The organism is Mesorhizobium sp. AA22 (assembly GCF_001672375.2).
Lineage (GTDB): Bacteria > Pseudomonadota > Alphaproteobacteria > Rhizobiales > Rhizobiaceae > Mesorhizobium > Mesorhizobium wenxiniae.
In genome coordinates, this window is sequence record NZ_CP048406.1 from 1,014,226 (window position 1) to 1,039,486 (window position 25,261).

A 25,261-nucleotide genomic window follows, 5' to 3' on the forward strand; every position below is an offset into this window, starting at 1 on the left:
GGGAGGATAACACATGAAGAAGATACTCGTCTTGAGTGCCCTTGCGGCGATGCTCGCGTCAGGTAACGCGCTTGCCGACACCAGCGACAAGAAGATCGCCTTTTCCAACAATTATGCCGGTAATTCGTGGCGACAGGCGATGCTCAACAGCTATGCCATCGTCACCAAGAAGGCGGTCGCCGACGGGGTGGTGGCAGCCGCGGACATCTTCACGACGGCCGACAAGGAAGTGCCGACCCAGGCGGCCCAGGTGCAGAACCTGATCCTGCAAGGCTATGACGCCATCGTCATCAACGCCGCCTCGCCGGACGCGCTCAACGGCGCCATCAAGCAGGCCTGCGATGCCGGCATCGTCGTCGTCTCCTTTGACGGCATCGTTACCGAGCCCTGCGCTTATCGAGTGGTCGTCGACTTCAAGGACATGGGCAGGCAGGAAGTCGAGCAGATGGCCAAGTTCCATCCCGAGGGCGGCAATCTGCTGGAAATCCGCGGCCTTGCCGGCACGTCGATCGATGACGCCATCCATGCCGGGATTCTGGAAGGCGTCGCCGCTCATCCCAAGTTCAAGATCGTCGGTTCGGTGACCGGCGACTGGGATCAGACCACAGCACAGAAGGCTGTCGCGACAATCCTGCCGTCGCTGCCTGAAATCGTCGGCGTCGTCGATCAGGGCGGCGACGGCTATGGCGCGGCACAAGCCTTTGCCGCCGCCGGCAAACCGCGCCCGACCATCATCATGGGCAATCGTCAGGATGAGCTGCAATGGTGGAAGGAACAGAAGGACAAGGACGGCTACCAGACCTGGTCGGCATCGATTGCGCCAGGCGTATCGTCGCTGGCCTTCTGGGTGGCGCAACAGGTGCTGGACGGCCGCACGGATGTGCCACATGATCTCTTGGTGCCATACCTCGCCTTCACCCAGGATACTTTCGAGGCCGCGCTGCCGAAAATCCCCAAGGGTGGTGTGGCCAGCCACGAATACACGCAGGAAGACGCCATCGCGGCGATCAAAGCCAACATCAAGTGAGCGTGGCACGTTGTCAGCTGCATTGCTAACTGGACATCGCTAGGGATGCCCGAGGATAACTCAGACATCGTCGGACTGAACGGCGCCGAAAAAGGTTTCGGCGCCTCCAATATGGACATCATCAGATTGGACGGAGCCGAAAAAGATTTCGGCGCCGTCAGGGCGCTCGCCGGCGTCGATTTCCACGTTGGCGCCGGCGAGTGCGTCGGCCTCGTCGGCCATAATGGCGCGGGCAAGTCGACGCTCATGCATATGGTGGCGGGCACACTCGTGCCCGACAGCGGGCGGATCGCGGTGCGCGGCCATGTCGAGGACAATTATTCGGTGCCGCGCGCGCAACAGCTCGGCATACGCTGCGTGTTCCAGGAACTCTCGCTCTGCCCGAACCTCAGCGTCGCCGAGAACACGCGTATCAACCACCCGGCGCTGCGCGGCCTCCGTTGGCGGCGCAAGGCGGCCGATCTGATCGCGGCCAAGCTCGACGAGATATTTCCGGGCCACAGCATCTCTGCCTCCGACATCGCCAGCGACCTTTCCATCGGCAGGCGGCAGATGGTCGAGGTGGCGCGTGCCTTCACGGTGACGCAGGATCCGCTCGAGCTGGTGATCCTCGACGAGCCGACGTCCTCGCTCGACGCGCATACGGCCGGCCAGTTGCTGGCTTTCGTCCGGCGCTTTGTCGCAACTGGCCGGAGCTGCATCCTGATCTCGCATCTTCTGGGCGAGGTGCTGCAGCATGCCGACCGCATCGTGGTGATGCGCGACGGCAAGGTCGTTGCGTCAGATGCGGCGAAGGCTTTCGATCGCGACAGGCTGGTGACGACCATGGGTGGAGCGGAAGCGCGTGAGAAGATAGCGGCCGAGATCGCGACCCAAAAGCCGGAGACCGGGCCGTTGCGGGTCCGGGCCCGCCCAGCGCGCCAACAGGACGGCAACGAACTTATGGCGCATGCTGGCGAGATCATCGGCCTTGCAGGGTTGGCCGGCCATGGACAGACCGATCTGCTGCTCGCGATTTTCGCCGCCGCGGCGCGCTCCAAAACCGGCATCGAGGTCACCGCGCCGGTGGCCCTGGTGGCCGGGGACCGGCAGTCGGACGGGATTTTCCCGCAATGGTCGATTGCGCAAAACATCGGCATCCGCTCGCTGAAGCGATTGCGCAACGGCCTGCTGATCTCGCCGCAGCGCGAAGCCGAACTCGCCGACTTTTGGCAAAAGAAAATCGGCATCCGCACCCCCGACATGAACAATAACATCTTCTCGCTGTCCGGCGGCAACCAGCAGAAGGCCCTGTTTGCCCGGGCGCTCGGTTCCGACGCAAAGATTGTGCTGATGGATGACCCGATGCGCGGCGTCGATATCGGCACCAAGCTCGAGGTCTACGACCTCGTGCGCGAAGAGGCCGGCCGCGGCCGCACCTTCCTCTGGTACACCACGGAAACCGAAGAGCTCGACAATTGCCACCAAATCTACGTCTTCAAGAACGGCCGGATTGTCGCCAACCTTCGTCGCGACGAGCTGACGGAGAAAAAGATCATCCAGTCCTCGTTCGGCGACGCTGCCTGAGATGACGGCAGCACCCATCGAGACCGGCCTCAAAGGTTCCTCCGAGCGTGACAGGCTGGCGCGGGCGCGCCTGCTGCGCGGCTTGCTGCCGGCATTGTCGCTGGTACTGGTGCTGCTGGCGATCGCCTGGCTCAACCCGCGCGCCATCAGCTATTTCGGCTTCAGCCTGATGCTCAATTTGGCGATCCCGATCGCCCTGGCGACGATCGCGCAGATGTTCGTCATCGCCGGCAACGAGCTGGACCTGTCGATCGGCACCTTCGTCGGTTTCGTCGGCTGCGTCACCGCGACTTGGCTGAAGGACACGCCGCTGGTCGGCGTCTTGATCCTGCTCGGATCGATCGGCGTCTATGCACTGCTCGGCGCGCTGATCTATCTGCGCAATTTGCCTTCAATCGTCGTGACGCTCGGCATGAGCTTTGTCTGGCAGGGTCTGGCCATCCTCATCCTGCCGAAGCCCGGCGGCAAAGCGCCGGACTGGCTGCTGTCGCTCATGGCCTTCAAGCCGCCTCTCATCCCCTTTCCGATCATTGCGGCGCTGCTGATCGCGGCGGTCGTCCATTTCGGGCTGATGCGTACCTCCTATGGCGTGATCCTGCGCGGATCGGGCGGCAATGCCGCCGCACTCGAACGCGCCGGCTGGTCGCTGCTCAAGACCAAGGTCGTGCTGTTCGCACTCGCCGGCCTGTTCGGGGCGCTGTCCGGCATGGCCCTGATCGGCATCACCACCTCGGCCGACGCCAATATCGGCAATGGCTACACGCTGCTTGCGATCGCCGGCGTCATCCTCGGCGGCGGCGAATTCGTCGGCGGCCGGGTATCGCCGATCGGCGCGGTCATCGGGGCGCTGACGCTGGCGCTCGCCGCGTCGCCGTTGCTCACCTTCATGCACATCCCGCCCGACTGGCAGGTTGCCGCCAATGGCGCCATCCTCATCATGGTGCTGGCGGCCCGTGTGCTGATCAGCCGCAGGGAGAGATGAGCGATGGCGTCGTTGCGATTGCTGCTCACCAAACCCTGGATCTGGTCCTTCATCGGCGCGCTGCTGGTGTGGTTGGCGACGATCACCTTCACCGGCGGATATGGCGGCGGCGGCATGATCACGGCGGCACTTTCTCTGGCCGTCTTCACCGTCATTGTCGGTGTCGGCCAGATGTTCGTCATCACGCTCGGACCAGGCAATGTCGACCTGTCGCTGCCGGCCAATATCGGCCTCGCCAGCGCCGTCGCCATGAAGGTGATGGACGGGAATGATGCGATGATAGCTGTCGGGCTGCTGGCGGCGGTGGCCTGCGGCATGGCCGTCGGCGCCGCCAATTATCTCTTGATCTGGGCGCTGCGCATTCCGCCGATCATCGCCACTCTGTCGGCGAGCTTCATCATCCAGTCGATCGACATCAGCTATGGCCGCGGTTTGCAGATCAAGCCGCCGCCGGGCTTCGCCGATTTCACCAACCGGCAGATTCTGGGCATTCCGGTGCTGGCGATCCTCACCGTGCTGTTTACCATCGGCGCTGCAATCGCGCTGCAGCGCATGATCTATGGTCGTTCGGTGCTGGCGATCGGCCAGAACATCCGCGCCGCATGGCTGGCCGGCGTCAATGTCGGCCTCATCCGCTTCCTTACCTACACGCTGTCGGGCGCGCTCGGCGGCCTCGACGGGGCGCTGCTTGCCGGTTATTTCCGTGGCGCCAACGTCGATATCGGCAACGAGTACCTGCTGGCCTCGATCGCCGTCGTCGTCATCGGCGGCACGTCGGTGGCCGGCGGCAAGGCCAACGTACCGGGCGTCTGGGGCGCGGCCCTGTTCCTGGTGCTGCTTTTGACCATGCTCAACACGTTCGGCGTCAGCGCCGGCGTCCGGCTGCTGCTGACGGGGCTGATCATCGTCGGCGTCATCACCGCCGCGGGCGGCCAGAAGGCGCTGCGCTGAAGTAGCGTCAGTGTCGGCCGTCCTGACGAGAGCCTGCTGCAAAACATCCCGGTTCCCATGCGGGCATCGGCCCTGTAAACGGCGCGGTTCGGCCGTCACCATTGCGAGAGATTTGCGTGTCCAATTTCGTGAGCGTTACAAGGGACGGCGGCGTCGCGGTCGTGACCATCGACAATCCGCCGGTCAACGCGCTGAGCTTCAATGTTCGCGAGCCGCTGATGCGGGCGCTTGTTTCCTTGCGCGACGAGCCCAATGTCGCGGCCATCGTCATCGCCTGTGCCGGGCGGACCTTCGTCGCCGGCGCTGACATCACCGAGTTCGGCAAGCCGGTGCAGCACCCGGATCTGCGCGCCATCATTGCCATGCTGGAAACCATTGCCAAGCCGACGGTTGCCGCCATTCACGGCACCGCGCTCGGCGGCGGCCTGGAACTGGCACTCGGCTGCCATTTTCGCATTGCCGACAGCCAGGCCACGCTCGGCTTGCCGGAGGTCAAGCTCGGCCTGCTGCCTGGCGGAGGCGGCACTGTTCGGCTGCCGCGCCTCGTCGGGCCGCTCAAGGCGCTCAGCATGATCGTTTCGGGAACGCCGATCGGCGCGGCCGAGGCGCTTGCCGCCGGCCTGATCGACGCTGTCTTCGACGGCGCCCTGACCGGGCAGGCGGTTCGTTTCGCCATCGAAATGGATGGCAAAGGTGGACCGTTCACGCCGGTGCGCGACCGTGATGGCCGTCTCGACAAGGCTGAATTGGCTGCATTCGACAAGGCGGCGGCGGGACTCGCCAAAAAGGCGCGCGGCCTCGAAGCGCCGATCGCCTGCGCGCAGTCGGTCCGCAACGCCATGACGATGCCGTTCGAAGAAGCGCTTGCGGCGGAACGCGAACTGTTCGCCAAGCTCGTTGCAGGCGACCAGTCGCGCGCGCAGCGTCATCTGTTCTTCGCCGAGCGGGAGGCGGCGAAGGTTGCCGGCAAGGATATTGTCAGGCGCAAGATCGCGCGGGTCGGCGTCATCGGCGCCGGCACATGGGCGGCGGCATTGCCATGGCGTTCGCCAATGGCGGTTTCTCCGTCACCGTGCTGGAGGCGACGCAGGAAGCGCTGCAACGCGGGCTGGCGATGATCGACAAGAACTACGCCGTGTCGGTCAGCCGCGGCTCGCTCAGCGAAGACAACAAGCGTCAGCGGCTCGGCCTGTTCAAGGGTTCCACCGCCTATGACGACCTCGCCGATTGCGACCTGATCGTCGAGGCGGTGTTCGAGGAGATGGCGGTCAAGAAGGAGGTGTTCGGCAGGCTCGACGCGGTGGCCAAACCAGGCGCGATCCTGGCCACCAACACCTCCTATCTCGACGTCAACGAAATCGCCGCCTCGACCTCGCGCCCGCAGGATGTCGTCGGCATGCATTTCTTTTCGCCGGCCAACGTCATGAAGCTGTTGGAAATCGTGCGCGCCGAGAAGACCGCGCCCGATGTGCTGGCGACAATCGTCCAACTGGCGCGTCGGATCGGCAAGGTGCCGGTCGTGGTCGGCGTCTGTCATGGCTTCGTCGGCAACCGCATGTTGGCTGCGCGGAGCACGGAATCCGAGGCGCTTTTGCTGGAAGGTGCAACGCCACAGCAGATCGACCGCGTGTTCACCGATTTCGACTGGCCGATGGGGCCGTTCCAGATGGGTGATCTCGCCGGCCTCGACATAGGCTGGCGCAACCGCAAGGCACGCGGCCAGACGGCAATGATCGCCGACACGCTGTGCGAACAGGGGCATTTCGGCCAAAAAACCGGCAGAGGCTTTTATCTCTACGAGAACGGCTCGCGTACGCCGGCTCCCAATCCCGAGGTCGAAGCGCTAATCCGCGACAAGGCTGCCGAGAAGGGCATCGCGCCGCGCGCGATCGGCGCTGACGAGATCATCGAGCGGACGCTCTATCCGATGATCAATGAGGGGGCGAAGATCCTCGAGGAAGGGATCGCTGCCCGCGCCTCCGATATCGATGTCGTCTGGGTAAACGGCTACGGCTTTCCGGTGGGCAAGGGCGGGCCGATGTTCTGGGCGGGCCTCGAAGGACTCGACAAGATCATCGGACGGCTGGACCACTGGCACGAGCGGACCGGCAAGGATTTTTTTAAGCCGGCGCCGCTGCTCAGACAGATGGCTGAAACCGGCGCCTGGGAAGGCGTCGCCAGCTAAACTGAGCGACGCCATTTTAGAAAATCGTGGACTACCGAATCCGCGCGTCCATGATCTCGACAAAACGCGCGAAAAGACCAGCCTGCGATTTGATCTTGAGCTTGCGATAGATGTTGCGGCGGTGGACCTTTACGGTTCCCGGTACGATGCGCATCGCCCTGGCTATCGATTCCGTCGAATGTCCCTGAAGCACCAGATCGACGACATGCTTTTCGCGCGGTGTGAGCGAAAGGCTCTTCCAGATATGAGCACGTTCGAACTCGTTGACCGGCGCAATCGCCTCGTCCTGCTTCGTCTCTGCCGGTTCGTCGGCCGGAAGGGCCGGCCAGCGCAGCCTTGCGAAACCGATCACCGCCGGCGCCATATCGCGCAGCAATCTGGCATCGGCGGTTCCGAAGGGTCCCGAAGCATGCAGTCGCATCAGCGAGACGACCAGCGCGTCTTTTCCCGGCAGCGGCACGAAGAAGCCGACCTCTTCGGCCAGTTTGGTCTGGCTATAGTAGGAGCGGTAATATTCGCTGGCATAGAAGCGGTCCGGCGCCAGCTCGCGCATGCGCCAAAAACCTTCCTTGCGCTCGACCGCCGCATGGTGGAACGGGTCGAGCAGATAAGGCCCCTCCTGATAGAGCGCGACGAAGACGTGGCTTTCGGCTGGCGAGAACGTCTCGAACAGCAGCGGCGGCCGCGAGGCGCCGCGATACCCGAAGACCACACAGTGATCGAAGCTGACATGCTGCCGCAGCCAGGTGACCATCGCCTTGCCGAAAAGCTCGCCGCTCGTCTCCCGTGTCGCAGCGATGAGCGCAGCGAGCTGGTTGTATTCGTCGCTGCGCGATACGTTCAATTTATACCCCTTTAAATGAGAAAATAGACCAAGTATACCACCCGCGAGGTATATACTAGTCACCGTTGGCTCTGATAGCGTCGTGAAAATCGCCTTCGCTGGAGCCCGCAGCTTTGACCGCAGTACCCGATATCGAGTTTCGCGGGGTCACCAAACGCTACGGCAGCGTGACTGCGGTCAGCGGCATCGATCTTGCCATCCCGCCATCTGCCTTTGTCGCTCTGCTCGGGCCGTCCGGCTGCGGCAAGACAACCTGCCTGCGCATGATCGGCGGCTTCGAACAGCCGAGCGAAGGTGCGGTGTTCATCCGCGGCCGCGATATGGCCGGCACGCCGCCTTACCGGCGGCCGGTCAACATGGTGTTCCAGCAATATGCGCTGTTCCCGCATCTGGATGTCGAGGACAACATCGCCTATGGGCTGCGCCAGGCGCGGCCGCGGTTGGCGTCGCGGGAGATCAGCCTGAGGGCAGGCGAGGCGCTCGCCATGGTGCGGCTTGCCGGCTACGGCCGCCGCAAGATCCACGAGCTTTCCGGCGGCCAGCAGCAGCGTGTCGCCTTGGCGCGCGCGCTGGTCAACAAGCCGGCGGTGCTGCTGCTCGACGAGCCGCTGGCGGCGCTCGACAAGAAGTTGCGCACAGACATGCAGATAGAGTTGCAGAACCTGCAGCGCGAGATCGGCATCACCTTCGTCCTTGTCACGCACGACCAGGAAGAAGCCCTGTCGATGAGCGATTTCGTCTGCGTCATGAATGGCGGGCGCATCGTCCAGCTCGGACAGCCCAGCGAAATCTATGACGAGCCCGCCGACCTGTTCGTCGCCGACTTCGTCGGCAAGACCAATCTCTTGAGCGGCAAGGTCGCCGGGCATTCGGGCAACCTCGTCGAGGTAGCGCTTGCCGACGGTACCGTCATAGCCGCGCGCAAGCGGACTTCGCTGCTGCAGGACGAAGCCGTTGCGGTCAGCCTGCGTCCTGAATCTTTAAGCCTCGGCGCGCCCGGAAGCGGCCGGCTCAACGGCATTATCCGCAACCGGATCTTTCTGGGCTCGACCGCGGAATATGCGATCGAGGTCGGGGGTATCGGAACGCTGCTCGCCAAGGCCGATCACCTGATCGGCAGTAAAAATCTCTTCAAGCCGGGTGAACCCGTCGCCATCGGCTTTACAGCCGGAACGCCGCTCGCGTTTCCTGATACCAAGAACAACGGGACCAACCAGAGGGAAAACAAACATGTCGAAATCATATCGTGACGGACTGCCGATAAGCCCCGAAAAATTCGTCGATCAATTGATGCGCCTCAAGCGCGGTTCCATCGGCCGCCGCGAATTCCTTGGCCTCACCGGTCTTGGCGTCGCAACGGCAGTGATGGCCCGCGAACTCGGCATCATGCCGTCGCCGGCCTTCGCCCAGGAGGGTCTTGGCGACCGCATGTCGATCGCCACCTGGCCCAATTACCACGACCCGGCGACGTTCGAGAATTTCAAGGCCGAGACGGGCGTCGCCGTCGAGGTCAATGTGTTCGGGTCAAACGAGGAGATGCTGGCCAAGCTGCAGGCCGGCGCTTCTGGCTGGAGCCTTTTCGTGCCGACCAACTACACGATCTCCACCTATAAGAAACTCGACATCATCGAAGCGCTCGACATGGCCAAGCTCGCCAATTTCGACGGCTCGCAACAGGACCCACGCTTCACTGGGGAAGGCACGATCGACGGCGTGGCCTACGCAGTGCCGAAGAATTGGGGCACCACCGGCTTTGCCGTCAACACCAAGAAGCTCACCAAGCCGATGACGAGCTGGAAGGAATTCTGGGACACGGCCATGGCGGAAGGCGACGGCCGGACCATGGTTCATGATTACCAGCTCACCACGATCGGCAATGCGCTGAAATATTTCGGCTTCTCGTTCAACTCGCTGAAGCAGGACGAACTCGCCAAGGCGGAAGAATTGCTGCTGAAGGTCAAGCCGCATCTGTTCGCGGTTTCCAGCGATTATCAGCCGTCGATGCGTGCCGGAGACGCCTGGATGACGATGTGCTGGACCAATGACGGGGCGCAGCTTCACCGCGACATTCCGGAGATCGCTTATGTGCTTGGCAAGGAGGGCGGCGAGATCTGGACCGACTTCTACGCCATTCCGAAGGATGCGCCCAACAAGCCCGCCGGCTATGCCCTGCTCAACTACCTGATGGACCCAAAAGTCGCGGTCAAGGAGCACCTGGCCAACGGTGCGCCCTCCACCGACGCCCGGGTCAATGCGCTGCTGCCAAAGGAAGTGCTGGCCAATCCGATCCTCTACCCGGCGGCGGATCTGCTGAAGCCGCTGGAATTCGGTGCGGCTGCGACGCTGACCGATCCGGGCCGGGCCGAACTGATGGCGCGCTTCAAGTCGGCTTGAACCGGGCGGGCCATAGGTCCGATGCAGGCAACTCTACCGGCGGGCAGATGTCCGCCGGCACCGGGGCGGTTTTTCAATGCGCAGCAATGTCCTTCGTCATAATCTGCTGACCGCGCTGCTGCTCGGTCCAGCAACCGCCTGGCTGGTGGTGTTTCTGGTCCTGCCGTTCGTCGCGATCGCCGTTTTCAGCGTCGGCGAGCGGGCGCCGGAAGGCGGCTATCAGGCCGCTTTCACCTTGGCGCAATATGTCAATCTTCCGGCGCGGGCGACGGCCTTCTGGAATACGATGGTGCTGGCGCCGGCGGGCGCACTGGCCTGTCTTCTCGTCGCCTATCCGGTCGCCTACTACCTCGCCTTGCGCGCGCCGGAGCGGTGGCGGCTGATCCTGCTTGCGCTTGTCGTCATCCCGTTCTGGACCAGCCTACTGATGCGAACCTACGCCTGGATGTATATTCTGGGCGGGCGCGGCATCCCGGCATTGCTGGCCTATGTCGGGTTCGAAGATGTGCGGCTGATCAACACGCCGGGCGCAGTCCTGCTCGGCATCGTCTATGGCTATCTGCCGCTGATGATCCTGCCGATCTATGTCAGCCTCGAGCGGCTCGATCGCCGGCTGCTGGAAGCCTCCGCCGATCTCGGCGCGACACCAGTTTCAACATTTCTTGGTGTGACGCTGCGGCTGTCGCTGCCGGGTGTGATGACCGGCTTCTCGCTGGTCATGATCCTGCTGCTCGGCGAATATCTGATTCCGACGCTGCTCGGCGGCGGCAAGGTCTTCTTCATCGGCAACGCGCTGGTCGACCTTTTCCTGCAATCGCGCAACTGGCCGTTCGGATCGGCAATCGCGATCACGCTGGTTCTGGTTTCGGTGGTGGTGCTGCTTGCCGCTAACCGCATTTCGACCCGGCTTTCGGGCGCGCGTCGGGTGGACCTGATCTGATGCGCGCCTTCGTCGTTGCGGTCTTTGCCTTCCTGTACCTGCCGATCGCGCTGGTGGTGCTGTTCTCCTTCAATGCCGGCCGTCACGCCAGCGAGCTCACCGGTTTTTCGGTGCAATGGTACGGCAAGGCGCTGTCGAACCCTTTCCTGGTCGAAGCGCTGAAGAACAGCCTGTTCATCGCCACCACCAGCGCGTTGCTCGCGGCGCTGTGCGGCACGGCGGCGGCGCTGGGCCTGGCGCGTGTCGGCGCGCGAACACGCGCCGTTTTCGATGCGCTTCTCGGTGCTGCGATCGTCGTTCCGGGCGTCGTCATCGGCATCTCGACGCTGGTCGCGCTCGTCCAGCTATTTGGGGTCGTCAATCCGTTTCTAGCGTCGCTGTGGCCGAACGACCAGCCGCCGCGGCTGGCGCTCGGCTACGGGTCGATCATTGCCGCGCACGGCCTGTTTTCGATGGCGCTGGTGGCAATGATCGTCGGCACACGCCTCGGCAGCCTCGACCGCAATCTGGTCGAGGCTTCGAGTGATCTTTATGCCACCCCGCTGACGACTTTCCGCAGCATCGTGTTGCCGCAGATCATGCCGGCGGTGATCGCCGGCTTCCTGCTCGCCTTCACATTCTCCTTCGACGATTTCATCGTCGCCTTCTTCGTCGCCGGCGCACAGACGACGTTGCCGATCTATGTCTTTGCCTCGATCCGGCGCGGCGTGACGCCCGAAATCAACGCCATCGCAACGATCGTGCTCGTCGCCTCGGTGCTGCTTGTGGTGCTTGCCCAATGGCAATTGCGCCAACGCAAACCATCCAACTGAAAGTCGCATCATGATTCTGAAAGATCGCATCGCCGTGGTGACGGGCGCCGGGTCGGGCATCGGGCGCGCCGGTGCCATGATCATCGCCAGGGAAGGCGCGGTGGTGGTGATCGCCGACAGGGATCAGGCTGCCGGCGAAGCCGCCGCTTTCGACATCCGTGCCGCCGGCGGCCGGGCCGAGGCGATCGCCACGGATGTCGGCGAGGACGCGGCGGTCGAGCAGCTCATCGCTGGAACGCTGGGCAAACATGGCCGGATCGATATCCTGCACAATCACGCCGGAGTCCAGGTCGGCGGTACGCTGACCGAAGTCGGCGTCGACGGCATGGATGCCTCGTGGCGGATCAATGTGCGGGCGCAGTTCCTCGCTGCCAGGCTCGTCATGCCGTCGATGATCGAACAGGGCGGCGGCGTCATCCTGAATACCGCCTCGAATTCAGGTGTGTTCTACGACCGCGAGATGATCGCCTACGCAACCTCAAAACATGCCGTGGTGGCGATGACCCGGCAGATGTCGCTCGACTATGCCACGCACAATGTCCGCGTCAACGCACTCTGTCCGGGCTGGGTCGATACGCCCTTCAACGAGCCCTTCATCGCCCAGATGGGCGGGCGGGATGCGATCGAACGCTATGTCCGCACCAAGATTCCCATGCAGCGCTGGGCCAGCGCCGAAGAAATAGCCGAAGCGATCCTGTTCCTCGTCTCCGATCGTTCGTCCTTCATGACCGGCCAGGCTTTGGTGATTGACGGCGGCGAGAGCATCGGCTGACATTTCGCGACAATGCGCTTGGCCGTGCCACCTCATACGTGCTTGCGGCCGCCGGCTTCGCGGAACCAGCTGTCGGGATAGGGATACCACCAGTCCTGGATCACTGGCTTGTGGTCGATGATGACCATCTTCGAGCGGCGGAAGGCATCCAGTCCTTGGCGTCCAAGTTCGCGGCCGAGGCCAGACGCCTTCCAGCCGCCGAACGGCAGCGCGTCATTGTCGATCAGCGGATTGTTGACCCAGACCATGCCGGCCTCGAGCCGCTCCGCAGCCTCATGCGCTTCGGCTAGATCGGTGGTGAACATGGAGGCGCCGAGCCCGAACGGGCTGTCATTGGCAAGCTCTATCGCCTCGTCGAAATCCTTGACCCGGCAGATCGCGGCGACCGGTCCGAAACACTCTTCGCGCACGATCGCCATGTCTGGAGTGATGCCTGTCAGGATTGTCGGCTCGTAGAACCAGCCGACATTGTGCGCCGGCGGAATGCGCCCGCCGGTGACCGCCTTGGCGCCGCTTCGGATCGCATCGTCGACCAGCCGCATGACTTTCGCCCGCGCCGCCTCGCTGACCAGCGGCCCGATCTCGGTCTTGTCGAGGCCGTTGCCGATGCGCAGCGTCCGTGTCTTCTCGGCAAACAGATCGACAAAGCGATCGTGAACGGCATCGACGACGAAGAATCGTTCGGCCGAAGTGCAGACCTGGCCGGTGAGGTGGAACGCGGCGGTGACGCTGCCCGCCGCCGCCACGTCCAGCGGGGCGTGTTGGCTGATGATCAGCGGATCGCTGCCCCCGGCCTCGATCACGCAAGGCTTCATGCGCTCGGCGCAGGCGACGGCGACGGCCTTGCCGGCAGCGACCGAGCCGGTGAAGGCGACCGCATGGGTACGGTCGGAAGCGATCAGCGCCTGAGCGGTGGCCGCCCCGCCGGGGAGGCAGGAAACCAGGCCCTCCGGCAGTGAGCGGAACACCTTGATATAATCCAGTGTCGACAATGTCGTCGCCTCGGCCGGCTTGATCACGCAGGCATTGCCGGCGGCAAGCGAAGCGGCGACGGTCCAGCACATCAACAGGATCGGAAAGTTGTAGGGCATGATATGCACCGAGGTGCCGTAGGGCTCGTAGCGCGCATACTGGAACGAACCGGCCTGCGTCGTGCCGGCGACCTTGCCGGCGTCGTCACGCGCCATTTCGGCGTAATAGCGGAAGATCGGTGCGCAATTGGCGATCTCGCCGATCGCTTCCGGATAGGGCTTGCCCATCTCGCGCACCATCAGCTCGGCGCAGCGCGTGAAGTCGGCCGCCTCGATAGCGTTGGCGACAGCATGCAGATGTCTGGCGCGGCTCTTGGCGTCGAGCTTCTTCCACGCCGTTTGCGCCTTGGTCGCCGCGGTGAGCACGGCATCGATCTCGCCGTCGGCTGCGGCAGCGATGGCGCCCACGGTTTCCAGCGTCGCCGGATCGATTACTGGTTTTGCCACACCGGTCATCGGCCGATAATCCGGATTGACGAAAAAGGTTGGCCGGTCAGCGGAGAATTCCATGGTCTTCCTTTCAACCCGCTCAGCGGATCATGTAGACCTTCTTGATCGTCTCGTGGACAGTGCAAACGCCCTTCCAGTCCTGCGGAAAGAACGCCGCAGTATCTGGTTCGATCTCGATAACCTCGCCGGATTCGTGGACATAGGTGCAGCGTCCCTCGAGGAAATGGCAGAACTCGTCGCGGGTGACATGGCAGTGCCATTTGCCTGGGGTGCAGACCCACAGCCCGCATTCGGAGCGGCCCTCCGGTCCCTTGTGCAGCAGCTTGCCGGAGGTGCGGGATTCGCCCTCGATCATGGTGGGGATGACGCCCCAGTCGACCAGGTCGGTGAGGGCGAGCGGCGATTTCATGATCGGTGTCGGCATGTCGTGAAGCTCCAGTGGCTGGCTTCAGGCCAGCATGTAGATGTTGCGAATGGTTTCGTGGACGGTGCATTCACCCGCCCAGCCGGCCGGGAACATGACCACCGTCGCGGCGGAGACGTCTATCACCTCGCCGTCATCTGATCGGTAGGTCGCGCGGCCGGCAACGAAATGGCACAATTCGTCGCGCGGAATCGCCAGCCGCCAACGGCCGGGCGTGCAGACCCAGATGCCGGATTCCGGCTGGTTGTTCGGCCCCTTGTGGACCAGCCTGCCGGTCGAGTGCGAAGCACCTTCCAGCGCATTGGGCTGGGTGCCCCAGTCGATGAGGTCGGCGCGGGTGGAAGCCTGGTGGAGATGTGGCGCGGAGGAGGTCATGTGGGTACTCCGTTGGTGCGACGCTCATTTTCGAGAGGCCTTCGCTCTACGGCGCCCCCCTCTGTCCTGCCGGACATCTCCCCCACTTGGGGGGAGATCGGCAGCCTCGCCGAGAGCGCCCCATTTGCGAAGTTGGCGATTGGCGAAAGCACTGATGCCATACCCATATGCCCGGTCACAGAAGTTTCTCCAGCAGCCCCGCCGCTCTCTCCGGGCCGTTCTGCGATTGCATCTGCGCCGATGTTTTCGCCAGCTTAGCCTTGATTGCCGGGTCCGTCAGACAGGTTTCGATCTTGGCGATCAGCTCGGCATCGCTCCAGTTGTAGCGCGGCATGCCGAAGCCGTGGCCGGTCTCCTCGACCCTCGTCGCGTTGTCGTGGCCATCCCAGACATAGGGCATGATGATCGCCGGCTTGCCAAAGTAGAGACACTCGGTGAACGAGTTGTTGCCACCATGGTGGATCACCGCATCGACCTGCGGGATGACCGAGGGCTGCGGAAACCAGCTCTCGACGATGACGTTTTCGGGCACTTGCGCGTACTGGTCCTTGTATCCCCCGACATTGACCAGCGCCCGGTAGCGCGTCTTGCCCAGCGTCGCGATGATGCGCTTCAGCAGATCGACATCGCCGGCGCCAAGGCTGCCGAAGGAAACATAGAGCAGCGGCCCGTCATTGTTTTTCGCGAAGGTCGGCACGGTGTAGGGCTTCTCCTGCCGCACGCAGCCTTCCAGATACTGAAATTTTGCCGGGTCAAGCGGATGGCGGCGCTTGAACTTTGCCGTCTCGGGATAGAGCAGCAAGTTGAGATAGGGCGAAGCCTCGAAGAACTGGCCGATCGGATACGGCGCCTCGTTGTTCGCCTTTAGGAACGCGTTGAAGTCGTCATGGATCGGCTTGATGACAGCGTTGAAATGATCGCGGTAGCGCCGATGGCAGGCGTGGTCATTCTCACCGCAGCCGGACAGATGCGGCGGGATATCCTCGTCCTCGATTTCGTTTTCCGAGCAGGAGATGACGCGCACCCACGGCTTGCCATACTGCTTGATCGCCGGGAACAGGATGACGTTGTCGACGCAGATAACATCCGGCTTGATCGTCGCAAGTACACCAGGCAGGTCCTTCTCTGCCCATTTGGCGCTGTCAACAATCGCCGCCCAGCAATCCTTCACGTAGTTGTCGACCTGGTGGTAGGGCGACTTGCGGAAGTTCGGGATGTGGCCGTTGATGAAGTCTTCCCAGAACTTTGCCATCTGCTCGGGCGGCATCGGCTCGGACAGGTTCACCGGATGAGCTTCGAAGCCGTAGCCCTTGTAGACATCGAGGAAACCAGGGTCCGACAGGAACACCGCTCTGTGGCCGTGCGCCTCGACCGCCTGGGCGATGCCGACCGAATTGAGCGCCGGGCCGTAGGCTGCTTCCGGAAAAAACGCGATCGTCTTCTGAGCCATCAAGCTTCTCCTTCCAATCAATCTGCGAAAATTCTGACGTCGGCGGCATCCCAGCCGAGTTCGACCGCATCGCCTGACGAGACCGGGCGCCGGTCGGCGGCGTCGGCGGTGACGCGCACCAGGAACGGCTTTGGCGACAGAGCGGTGCGGACATGCAGTTGCAGGTCGAGCCCGTGATAGGCGAGCGCCTCGACGGTGCCGGCGATCCGGTTGGCTGTCTCTGGCGACGGGAAAAGCCGGATTCGCTCGGGCCGCACTGAAGCGACCGCCGCTGCGCCGGAAGCCAGAGGCGAGGGAACGGTTCCGACGATCCGTGTGCCGTCCGCTGCCTTCACCCCGTCGGCGGTGGCCTTGCCCGGCACGAAATTCATCACGCCGATGAAGTCGGCGACGAAACGGTCGGCGGGATGCTCGTAGACTGCATGCGGCGTGTCGCATTGCAGCAGCTTGCCGTCTCTCAGCACCGCCATGCGGTCGGCCATGACAAGCGATTCCTCCTGGTCATGGGTGACGATGACGAAGGTGATGCCGACCTCGTGCTGCAGGCGCTTCAGCTCCAGCTGCATGGCGCCGCGCAATTTCTTGTCGAGCGCGCCGAGCGGCTCGTCGAGCAGCAGCAGCCGCGGCCGCTTAACCAACGCCCGGGCAAGCGCGACGCGCTGCTTCTGCCCGCCCGACAGTTGCTCCGGCTTGCGGTCGGCGAAAGGAATGAGCTCGGTCGTCGCCAGGATGGCGTCGACGCGGGAGCGGATTTCCTTTGCCGGCAAGCGTTCCATTTCGAGGCCGTAGGAGACGTTGGCCCTAACGCTCATATGCGGAAACAGCGCATAAGACTGGAACATCAGATTGACCGGCCGCTTGTTGGGCGGCGTCCTGGCGATGTCGCGCCCGTCGAGCAGGATGCGCCCGTCATTGGGCGTCTCGAAGCCGGCCAACATGCGCAGTAGCGTGGTCTTGCCGCAGCCCGACGGCCCGAGCAGGGCGAAGAACTCGTTCTCACGGATATCGAGCGAAATGCGGTCGACGGCGGTCACCCGGCCGAAATTCTTCGACACCTTGTCGATCGCCAGCAGCGTGCGGGGTTCGCTCATTGGCCGATCACCCCGCGGTTGAGCCGCTGCGACAGGGTTAGCGCGGTGATGCTGACCGCCATGACGATGGTCGCCAATGCGTTTATCTCTGGGGTGATGCCGAAGCGGATCATCGAATAGATCTGCATCGGCAGCGTGGTCGAGGCGCGGCCGGCGCCTGATGTGAAGAAGGCGATGATGAACTCGTCGACCGAAAGCGTGAAGGCGAGCAGCGCACCGGCGACGACCGCCGGCAGGATGACCGGCAATGTCACCCGCCTGAAGGTGGTGAGCGCGGAGGCGCCGAGATCGGCGGAGGCCTCGACGATCGACCAGTCGAAGCTCTTCAGCCGCGCGCGCACCACCGAACAGACGAAGGCGAGGTTGAAGACGACATGGGCGAGGATGATGGTGTGCAGGCCCAGGGTGAAATCGAGCAAAGAGAAGAAGCTGAGCAGCGCGATCGCCAGCACGATGTCGGGAATGATCATCGGCGCAAAGATCAGCGCCTCCAGGCCGCTCCCATATTGCCGGCGTATTTCGACACCGATCGCCAGCAGCGTGCCGAGCAAGGTGGCGATTGCCGTCGAGACGAGCGCCACGATCAGCGTGTTGAGGGCAGCGGAAAGGATCGCGGCGTTTCCGACCAACGAGGCATACCATTTCAGTGAAAAGCCCGACCAGACGGTCGGCAGCCCGCCTTGGTTGAAAGACAGCGCCACCAGCACCGCGATCGGGATGTAGAGAAAGGCAAAGACCAGCGAAAGCACAAGCCAGAGCGTGCGCCGCGTGGCGGGGGAGCGCTCAGCCATCGGCGCCTCCTTTCGCCTCGGCGGCACGGCCTGCGGCGCGATCCGCAGCCAGGGCCTGCGCCGTCAGCACTAGCAGCATTATGGCGATCAGCGCCATGGCAAGTGCGGCGCCGAAGGGCCAGTCATTGGCGGTCAGGAACTGGTCGTAGACGAGATTGCCGATCATCTGGAAGCGGCCGCCGCCGAGCAGCGCCGGCGTGACGAAATTGCCGATCGACAGCACGAAGACGAACACCGCCCCGGCGGCGATGCCCGGCACCGTCAACGGCAGGATGACCCGGCGAAATGTGGTCAACGCCGAAGCGCCGAGGTCGCGTGAGGCCTCGGCGAGCTCCGGGTTGAGCCGCGACAGCGGTGCGTAGCAGGCCAGGATAACGAAGGGCAGATAATTGTAAACCAGACCGGCGATGACGGCGCCTTCGCTGTAGAGCATCGACGGCGGCTCGCCGGTGTAGCCAAGCCAGCGCAAGAGCTGCGTGATCAGGCCCTCGCGGTTGAGCAGCACGATCCAGGCGTACGTGCGGATCAGGTAGTTGGACCAGAAAGGCAGGACGGCGAAGAACAGGAATACCGGCTGCCACCGCCGTGGTGCCGCCGCGATCGCATAGGCGGCGGCATAGCCGATCACCACCGCGATCAGCGTTGCCGTGCCGGCGATGCGCGCCGAATTGAGGAAGATGCCGGCATAGAGCGGGTCGAACACCAGCCCGAAATTCTCCAGCGTGAAGGTGTATTCAATGCCGCCATAGATGCCGCGCCGGAAGAAGGCGAGCGCTAGCACCAGAGCGCATGGCACCACCATCAAGGCGGTGAGCCAGGCCAGCGCCGGCGCCATCAGCAAGGAGGAGCGAAATCTGGTTTGGGACACGATTGCGATACCGCACTCAGCGGCCGGCGGCGGAGGCCCGCCGTCGACCGCGATCTCTGACCTTGATACTGGTTACTGCGCGGCCTTGATCTCGCTGACGATCTTCGAATAGTCGCGCTGGGCGTCGCCGACGTCGCGCAACTGCTCAAACTTGACCAGCTCGGCCACCGGCATGCTCATATTGGGGAACTTGGCGAGGAAATCCGCAGGCAGACTTTCCATAGCCGGCTTGTTCGGCACCTTGTAGTCGATGTTCTGCGCTGCCCAGGCGTGGTTCTTGGCGTCCAGCATGAAGTTGATGAACTGGAAGGCGGCGTCCTTGTTGGCCGAAGCCTTCATCACCACCATCGTGTCGACCCACAGATCCGAGCCCTCTTTGGGGATGACGTATTTGATCTCAGGCTTCTCGGCGATGCCGTAATTGCACCAGCCGTCCCATGCCTGCACCAACAACGCCTCGCCGGAGACCAGCTTCGAGTAGAAGGTGGTGTCGTCATAGGCGAGCAAGGTCTTCTTGGCCGAGATCAGCAGGTCCTTGACCTCGGCGAGCTTGGCCGGATCGGTCTCGTTGACCGAATAGCCCTTGGCGAGTTGGCCGGCGGCCAGCAGCCAGCGGTCGGTCGCCAGCATCGTGGTCTTGCCCTTGAGGTCGTCGGAGGGGGCGAGAAGATCGTTCCAGCTGGCCGGCTCGGTCTTGACCAGATCCGAGCGGTAGCAGAGGCCGGTGGTGCCCCAAGTGTAAGGCACGGAGAAATTGTTGCCGGCATCGTGCGGCAGCTTCGTCGCCTCGGGATAGAGATTGGCAAGGTTGGGGATCTTCGCCTGGTCGATCGCCTCGATCAGGCCGAGCTTGTTCAGCACTTCGGCGAAGGGCGAGGAGACGAAGACCACGTCATAGCCCTTGCCGCCCGAAGCCACGAGCTTGCCCATGATCTCCTCATTGGTGGCGTGAACCACGACTTCGCCGGAAACGCCGGTTGCGGCCTTGAAGGCGGCCATGGCATCCGGCGCCATGTAGCCGTCCCAGTTGGAAATGACGAGGTCGGCGGCGGCCGCCGGCGCCGACAGCGCCAGGGCGAGACCAAGCGCGACCGAAGATATCTTTAACGGATGGCGCAGGCGGGTTGAGGCGGTCATTACAGACTCCCATTCTGGTTGATCGTCGAATTCAATCAATCGTCGGACCAGCGCTTGCGACCCATGCCGCCGCTTCGATCCTGTTCCCCGGTCTTTTTGTTGCCGTTTGACCTCACAGTACTATTGCAGAAAAAAGTACGTCAATCCATAATTTGGCACGTCGCTGCGAAATCGCCGAACGCCCTATGGCGCGCTCGGTCACGCCGTAGTGGTCACCGTTCATGAGAAATCGCCATGCAAGCCGCCGCCAGACGACCGCGCACCAACCATCTCGATCTCGCTCAGCGCATTCTCGATGTGGCCCGGCAGCGCGGCTTCGAGGCCGGCGCTCATCTCCCGGAACAGCAGATCGCCTCGCTGTGCAACGTATCTCGAACCCCGGTGCGCGCCGCTTTGCGCCTGCTCACCGAAAGGGGTGTCGTGCGCTGGGAGGCTGAATCGGGCTATCGGCTGGCCGTCGACCTCACCAACCAAACGACCGTTTCAGCCGACCTGCCGAGCGCCGAGGAAGACGAGCTCGCGGAGATGATCCTGCGCGATCGATCGGCGCGCCGGCTGGATCAAACGGTGACCATCGGCGCGCTGATGCGGCGCTATGGCGCCGAACGAAAGACGGTACTAAAATCGCTAAAGAAACTGACGGAGGAAAATCTTCTGGACCGTGCACCGGGGCAGGCTTGGCTGTTCAGGCGGGCGCCTGACGATCCGGAGGCACAAGGGGAAAGCTATGAGTTCCGCCTGCTGCTGGAACCCGCCGCCATTCTGGCGCCCGGCTTTCGGCTGGACGGGACGCGCGCGGCAGCCTTGCGCCAGGGCATGGAAACGCTGCTGGCGCTGCCCGATGCCGCATTCGATATCAGAGAGTTCCAGCGGCTGGACATCGATTTTCACGGAATGATCGCCGACGGCGCCGCCAACCGGTTCGTCACCGACGCGCTGTCCGACCATCTCAGGCTGCGCCGGCTTCCGGGAACCTATGCCGGCGTCAACGTCTTCCGGCTGAAGCAATCGCTGCGCGAGCACCTGACCATACTCGACCAATTGGAAAGCCGGCAGTATGAGGTTGCAGCCGATCTGCTTCGCGTCCACCTGCGGCTCTCCCGCAGCCAGCGGCCGCAGGCGGCCAGTCGCGGGGCCCCCGCATTGTTTGGCATGATCAGCCGGCCGGACTCACGAGGACCGTAGTGACGCGCAAAGCCAGCCCGACCATCGCGCTGTTTCCCGAAGCGAGCTTCGGCGCCGCGCTCAATTGCGTCGGTATCGCGCAAGCCTTGCGCGCCCGGGGCGCCCGGCCGGTGTTCATCTGTCACGCCGGCTTTTCCGGTGTGTTCGCCGACTATGGTTTTCAGGAATACCAGTTGCCGACCGACGAGCCGCTGACCGACAGCGAACGCCAGAGCTACTGGCAAGCTTTCGTGCGCCGGCATCTGCCGCATTTCAGGCTGAGCCCGATCGATCAGCTCGAAACCTACGTCGCCCCGACCTGGGAAGCGATCGTCGATACCGCGGTCAATGCCGAGGCGCCGCTGCGCCAATTGCTGGCCCGGCTGAAGCCGGACGCCGTGGTGCTCGACAATGTCATCATGTTTCCGGCGCTGGCCGCCGCCGGCTGCCCATGGGTGCGCGTCGTCTCCTGCGCCGAGACCGAGCTTCCCGACGCCGATGTACCACCCTATCTGTCCGGTCTCGCCGCCGACGACCCAAGCCGCGCGGCTTTCGAGGCGCGCTATCTGGCAGCGGTCGCTCCGGCGCATGATCGGTTCAACCGGCTTCGGATCGACGCCGGTCTTGCGCCCTTGCCGAAGGGCCTTTTTCTCGAAGCTTCGCCCGACCTCAATTTGCTGCTGACCCCAACGATCGTGCGCAGGCAGCGCGCCGAGCAGCTCGACCCGGCCCGCTTCGTCTATCTCGAAGGCTGCGTCCGTTCGGAAGGGCCGTTCGATCTGCCGGTCTTTCCGCGCAATGACGGGCCGCTGGTTTATCTAAGCTTCGGCAGCCTGGGCGCCATGGATGTCGGCCTGATCGAGCGCATGCTTGCGGTGTTCGACCGGCTTCCGGCTCGTTTCATCGTCAATGTCGGCGGTCTGCGCGACACCTATCGCGCGGTTCCGGACAATGTCTATCTCGACGCCTGGTTTCCGCAGCCGTCGGTCGTCGCGAAATCCGATCTCTTCATCCATCACGGCGGCAACAACAGCTTTTGCGAAGCGCTGCGTTTCGGCGTGCCGTCGCTGATCATGCCCTATTGCTGGGACGGGCATGACAATGCGCGACGCGCTGAGGAAACCGGCGTTGGCCGCCACATCAGCCGCGACGGCTGGAGCGACGATGAACTGGAAAATGCCATCCTTGGCCTAATGGCCGACAGCGGGATGCGCTTTCGCCTCAAAGACAATGCGGTCACCATGGCACGGGCGCCGGGAACCGAAATCGCCGCCGAAGCCATTCTCGCCCTCATAAGGACGTGACCTGATGCTCAACACCACGACAACGGATGCACCGCAAATGACCCCGACGGACGATCCGAAGGGGTGGCTGGAGCAGCAGGGGATCAGGGAAGTCGAGTGCCTGGTGCCGGATGTGAACGGCGTGCTGCGCGGCAAGACCTTGCCGACGGCCAAGTTCCTGAAGTCGCTCGAAGATCGCGCGCTCTACCTGCCGAGCAGCGCCTTCCTGGTCTGCATCGACGGCCGCTATTCCGGTTCCAACGACGAGGGCTTCGGCTATCAGGACCCCGACATGCGGATGGTGCCGGACGTTGCGACGCTCTGCCTGGCACCCGGTGCCGGAGCAGGGAAAGCCTATGTCTTTGCCGATGCGTTTCACATGGACGACCGGCCGTGGATGGCCTCGCCGCGCCACGTCTTGAGGGCCGTGCTCGATCTCTACCGCCAGCGGGGATGGCGGGCGGTGGTGGCTCCGGAACTCGAATTCTACCTGACCGCGCCTAATCCCGATCCTGATCGGCCGTTGAGCGCACCGGTCGGGCGCAATGGCCGTTCCGAAACAGTGCAGCATCCTTATGACATGGCGGCGTTGGAGGAATTCGAGCCGGTGATCCGGCGCCTCTACGATTATGCCGCGGCGGCCGGGCTGCCGCTCGACACGCTGATCCATGAATCGGGCACGGCGCAGCTCGAGATCAATTTCCTGCATGGCGACGCGCTGCCGCTGGCCGACAAGGTGCTGCTGTTCAAGAGGATGACGCGCCAGGCCGCACAGGAATTCGGCATGCACGCGACCTTCATGGCCAAGCCGATCGCCGCACAGGCCGGCAGCTCCATGCATCTCCATATGTCGGTCGTCGACGAGGCCGGGAATACGCTGTTTGCCGGGCGCGACGATGCCGACACCGAAATGTTCGGGCATTTCGTCGGCGGCCTGCAGAAATACCTTCCCGAGGTGATGCCGCTGTTTGCGCCGAATGTGAATTCGTTCCGCCGCATCCGGCCGAACCACAGCGCCCCGGCCAACATCGAGTGGTCGCATGACAACCGCTCCTGCGGCCTGCGCGTGCCGGCCGGCGGGCGCGCCGCGCGGCGGGTGGAAAACCGGCTGCCCGGCGCCGATTCCAATCCCTATCTGGCGATGGCCGGCTCGCTGCTCTGCGGCTATCTCGGCGTCGAAGAAAAGCTCTCGCGCTCGCCAGAGGCATCGGGCAATGCCTATCGCAGCAAGAGCACGCTGCCGAAAACCATGGAGGAGGCGCTCGACCGTTTCGCTGCGTGCAGTCCGGTTCGGGAGTTGCTCGGCGAGGATTTCTTCCAGACCTATCTGCGCGTCAAGAGCGTCGAGCTTGACCTGTTCCAGAGCGTCGTCACCAGCTGGGAACGCGACCACCTGCTGCTCAAGGTATGATGATGAGCTTCAACTCCGGCCTGGATATCGGCAAATCCTACTATGTCGCGACGGCCAATCCGGCTCTGGAGCATTCGGCGCTGCAGGGCGACATCGACGCCGATCTGGTGGTGGTCGGCGGCGGCTGCACCGGCCTGTCCGCAGCCCTTCATACGGCCGAGCGCGGGTTGAAGGTGGTGCTCCTCGAAGGCGGCAAGATCGGCTGGGGGGCGTCCGGGCGCAATGGCGGCCAGATAATCCCCGGGCTGCGCAAGGGCGCCAAGGGTCTGGTCAAGCTGTATGGGCCCGAACGGGCGCGGGCGCTGTTCGATCTCGCCTTCGAGGCGTGCGGACTGGTGCTCGACCTGATCGAGCGCCACGCCATCGATTGCGACCTCCGGCTGACCGGCCACCTCGCCGGTGCGGTCAACAGCTCCGACCTGCGCGACCTCGAAGAAGAGGCTGAGTGCCTTGCCAGCGTGATGAATTTTCACGACGTCGAGATGCTGTCGGCGGCGCAGGCGCGTGGAATGGTGAACACGCCCTATCACGGGGCGATGTACGAGAAGCTCGGCGGCCATATGCATCCGCTGAACTACACGCTGGGTCTTGCCCGCGCCGCGGCAGCGGCGGGCGTCAGCATCCATGAGAATTCGGTGGCGCTGCGGCTGGAGCGGGAACCTGCCATCAGGGTTGCGACGGCCAAGGGCTCGGTCCGGGCCAGGCATGTCGTGCTGGCCGGCGATGCCCTCCTCCAAGGGCTCGAGCCGCGCGTCAACAGCCGCATCATGCCGGTCGGCAACTACATCGTCGCCACCGAGGCGCTGGACGACCCGAGCGACGTCATCCCAAGCAATGTCGCCGTTTCCGACACCCGCTTCGTGGTCAACTACTACCGGCTGTCGGCGGACGGACGCCTGTTGTTCGGCGGCGGTGAGCGCTACACGCCGTCGCCGCCCGCCGACATTGCCGGCTTCGTGCGGCCGCATATGGAAAAGACCTTTCCGCAATTGCGCGGCCGCCGCATCGACCATGCCTGGGGCGGGCTTGTCTCGGTGACGACATCGCGCCTGCCTGATGTCGGCCACTATGGCGAGGTCTATTTTGCGCATGGCTATTCCGGCAAGGGCGTGATCCTGTCGACACTGTCGGGAAAGCTGCTCGCTGAGGCGATCACCGGCAATAATTCGCGGCTTGATCTGTTTTCGACGCTGAGGCCGTTGCCATTTCCCGGCGGCACCGCCCTGCGCGGTCCGCTTTATGTGCTCGGCATGCTCTGGTACGCCATGCGCGACCGCATCAAGCATTGAGCGCAAGCGAGCGGGGCCGTAGCA

22 protein-coding genes and 1 pseudogene are annotated in these 25,261 nt (G+C 63.6%); 14 read left to right on the plus strand and 9 right to left on the minus strand.

Annotated features, from left to right (window positions below; translation table 11 throughout):
• Window positions 1–13: 13 nt before the first annotated feature.
• From A9K68_RS04820 to A9K68_RS04840, 5 genes and pseudogenes are all read left to right on the plus strand, one after another.
• Complete coding sequence (locus A9K68_RS04820; protein ID WP_065007209.1) at window positions 14–1,027, plus strand: substrate-binding domain-containing protein; 1,014 nt, start codon at window positions 14–16, stop codon at window positions 1,025–1,027.
• Between the two features lie 45 nt (window positions 1,028–1,072).
• A complete protein-coding gene (locus A9K68_RS04825; protein ID WP_082982264.1) occupies window positions 1,073–2,593 on the plus strand; it encodes a sugar ABC transporter ATP-binding protein in 1,521 nt (506 codons plus the stop codon).
• Between the two features lies 1 nt (window position 2,594).
• Window positions 2,595–3,575 (plus strand): ABC transporter permease, encoded by a 981-nt coding sequence (locus A9K68_RS04830; RefSeq protein WP_065007208.1) that lies wholly within the window; start codon window positions 2,595–2,597, stop codon window positions 3,573–3,575.
• A gap of 3 nt (window positions 3,576–3,578) precedes the next feature.
• A complete protein-coding gene (locus A9K68_RS04835) occupies window positions 3,579–4,526 on the plus strand; it encodes an ABC transporter permease (RefSeq protein WP_065007207.1) in 948 nt (315 codons plus the stop codon).
• A gap of 116 nt (window positions 4,527–4,642) precedes the next feature.
• Window positions 4,643–6,711, plus strand: a pseudogene (locus A9K68_RS04840) (3-hydroxyacyl-CoA dehydrogenase NAD-binding domain-containing protein).
• 31 nt (window positions 6,712–6,742) lie between these two features.
• Here the strand turns inward: A9K68_RS04840 and A9K68_RS04845 are convergent.
• On the minus strand, window positions 6,743–7,555 hold the full coding sequence (locus A9K68_RS04845; RefSeq protein WP_029349248.1) for a LuxR C-terminal-related transcriptional regulator: 813 nt from the start codon (window positions 7,553–7,555) through the stop codon (window positions 6,743–6,745).
• Between the two features lie 113 nt (window positions 7,556–7,668).
• On the opposite strand from A9K68_RS04845, the gene A9K68_RS04850 reads away from it, so the two are divergent.
• From A9K68_RS04850 to A9K68_RS04870, 5 genes are all read left to right on the plus strand, one after another.
• Window positions 7,669–8,805: an ABC transporter ATP-binding protein gene (locus A9K68_RS04850; RefSeq protein ID WP_065007206.1), complete on the plus strand. Its 1,137-nt coding sequence runs from the start codon at window positions 7,669–7,671 to the stop codon at window positions 8,803–8,805.
• Complete coding sequence (locus A9K68_RS04855; protein ID WP_065007205.1) at window positions 8,786–9,949, plus strand: spermidine/putrescine ABC transporter substrate-binding protein; 1,164 nt, start codon at window positions 8,786–8,788, stop codon at window positions 9,947–9,949. The genes A9K68_RS04850 and A9K68_RS04855 overlap by 20 nt, the downstream gene beginning before the upstream one ends.
• 76 nt (window positions 9,950–10,025) lie before the next feature.
• The gene (locus A9K68_RS04860) at window positions 10,026–10,889 is read left to right on the plus strand and encodes an ABC transporter permease (protein WP_065007204.1); all 864 of its coding nucleotides are present in this window, start codon (window positions 10,026–10,028) and stop codon (window positions 10,887–10,889) included.
• On the plus strand, window positions 10,889–11,701 hold the full coding sequence (locus tag A9K68_RS04865; protein ID WP_065007203.1) for an ABC transporter permease: 813 nt from the start codon (window positions 10,889–10,891) through the stop codon (window positions 11,699–11,701). Before A9K68_RS04860 ends, A9K68_RS04865 begins: the two co-directional genes overlap by 1 nt.
• A gap of 10 nt (window positions 11,702–11,711) precedes the next feature.
• Window positions 11,712–12,473 (plus strand): glucose 1-dehydrogenase, encoded by a 762-nt coding sequence (locus tag A9K68_RS04870; RefSeq protein ID WP_065007202.1) that lies wholly within the window; start codon window positions 11,712–11,714, stop codon window positions 12,471–12,473.
• A 32-nt stretch (window positions 12,474–12,505) separates the two neighbouring features.
• On the opposite strand, the gene A9K68_RS04875 is transcribed toward A9K68_RS04870, so the two are convergent.
• The 8 genes from A9K68_RS04875 to A9K68_RS04910 form a co-directional block, all read right to left on the minus strand.
• Window positions 12,506–14,014: an aldehyde dehydrogenase family protein gene (locus A9K68_RS04875; protein ID WP_065007201.1), complete on the minus strand. Its 1,509-nt coding sequence runs from the start codon at window positions 14,012–14,014 to the stop codon at window positions 12,506–12,508.
• Window positions 14,015–14,033: 19 nt separating this feature from the next.
• Window positions 14,034–14,378 (minus strand): cupin domain-containing protein, encoded by a 345-nt coding sequence (locus A9K68_RS04880; RefSeq protein ID WP_023800538.1) that lies wholly within the window; start codon window positions 14,376–14,378, stop codon window positions 14,034–14,036.
• Between the two features lie 24 nt (window positions 14,379–14,402).
• Window positions 14,403–14,753, minus strand: coding sequence for a cupin domain-containing protein (locus tag A9K68_RS04885; RefSeq protein WP_065007200.1), 351 nt, complete (start codon window positions 14,751–14,753; stop codon window positions 14,403–14,405).
• A 175-nt stretch (window positions 14,754–14,928) separates the two neighbouring features.
• Window positions 14,929–16,203, minus strand: a complete 1,275-nt coding sequence (locus A9K68_RS04890; RefSeq protein WP_065007199.1) for a glycosyltransferase — start codon at window positions 16,201–16,203, stop codon at window positions 14,929–14,931.
• 17 nt (window positions 16,204–16,220) lie between these two features.
• Window positions 16,221–17,294 carry an ABC transporter ATP-binding protein gene (locus A9K68_RS04895; protein ID WP_065007198.1) on the minus strand — a complete coding sequence of 358 codons (1,074 nt, stop codon included), beginning with the start codon at window positions 17,292–17,294 and terminating at the stop codon, window positions 16,221–16,223.
• Window positions 17,291–18,085 carry an ABC transporter permease gene (locus A9K68_RS04900; protein WP_065007328.1) on the minus strand — a complete coding sequence of 265 codons (795 nt, stop codon included), beginning with the start codon at window positions 18,083–18,085 and terminating at the stop codon, window positions 17,291–17,293. Before A9K68_RS04900 ends, A9K68_RS04895 begins: the two co-directional genes overlap by 4 nt.
• A complete protein-coding gene (locus A9K68_RS04905; protein ID WP_065007197.1) occupies window positions 18,078–18,920 on the minus strand; it encodes an ABC transporter permease in 843 nt (280 codons plus the stop codon). Before A9K68_RS04905 ends, A9K68_RS04900 begins: the two co-directional genes overlap by 8 nt.
• 105 nt (window positions 18,921–19,025) lie before the next feature.
• A complete protein-coding gene (locus A9K68_RS04910; RefSeq protein WP_065007196.1) occupies window positions 19,026–20,090 on the minus strand; it encodes a spermidine/putrescine ABC transporter substrate-binding protein in 1,065 nt (354 codons plus the stop codon).
• Window positions 20,091–20,324: 234 nt separating this feature from the next.
• On the opposite strand from A9K68_RS04910, the gene A9K68_RS04915 reads away from it, so the two are divergent.
• The 4 genes from A9K68_RS04915 to A9K68_RS04930 are packed head-to-tail and all read left to right on the plus strand — an operon-like array spanning window position 20,325 to window position 25,237.
• Window positions 20,325–21,275 carry a GntR family transcriptional regulator gene (locus A9K68_RS04915; protein ID WP_065007195.1) on the plus strand — a complete coding sequence of 317 codons (951 nt, stop codon included), beginning with the start codon at window positions 20,325–20,327 and terminating at the stop codon, window positions 21,273–21,275.
• Window positions 21,275–22,558 carry a glycosyltransferase gene (locus A9K68_RS04920; protein WP_065007194.1) on the plus strand — a complete coding sequence of 428 codons (1,284 nt, stop codon included), beginning with the start codon at window positions 21,275–21,277 and terminating at the stop codon, window positions 22,556–22,558. The genes A9K68_RS04915 and A9K68_RS04920 overlap by 1 nt, the downstream gene beginning before the upstream one ends.
• A 37-nt stretch (window positions 22,559–22,595) precedes the next feature.
• A complete protein-coding gene (locus A9K68_RS04925) occupies window positions 22,596–23,948 on the plus strand; it encodes a glutamine synthetase family protein (RefSeq protein ID WP_156768241.1) in 1,353 nt (450 codons plus the stop codon).
• Window positions 23,945–25,237, plus strand: a complete 1,293-nt coding sequence (locus A9K68_RS04930; protein ID WP_156768240.1) for an FAD-binding oxidoreductase — start codon at window positions 23,945–23,947, stop codon at window positions 25,235–25,237. Before A9K68_RS04925 ends, A9K68_RS04930 begins: the two co-directional genes overlap by 4 nt.
• Window positions 25,238–25,261: the final 24 nt, after the last annotated feature.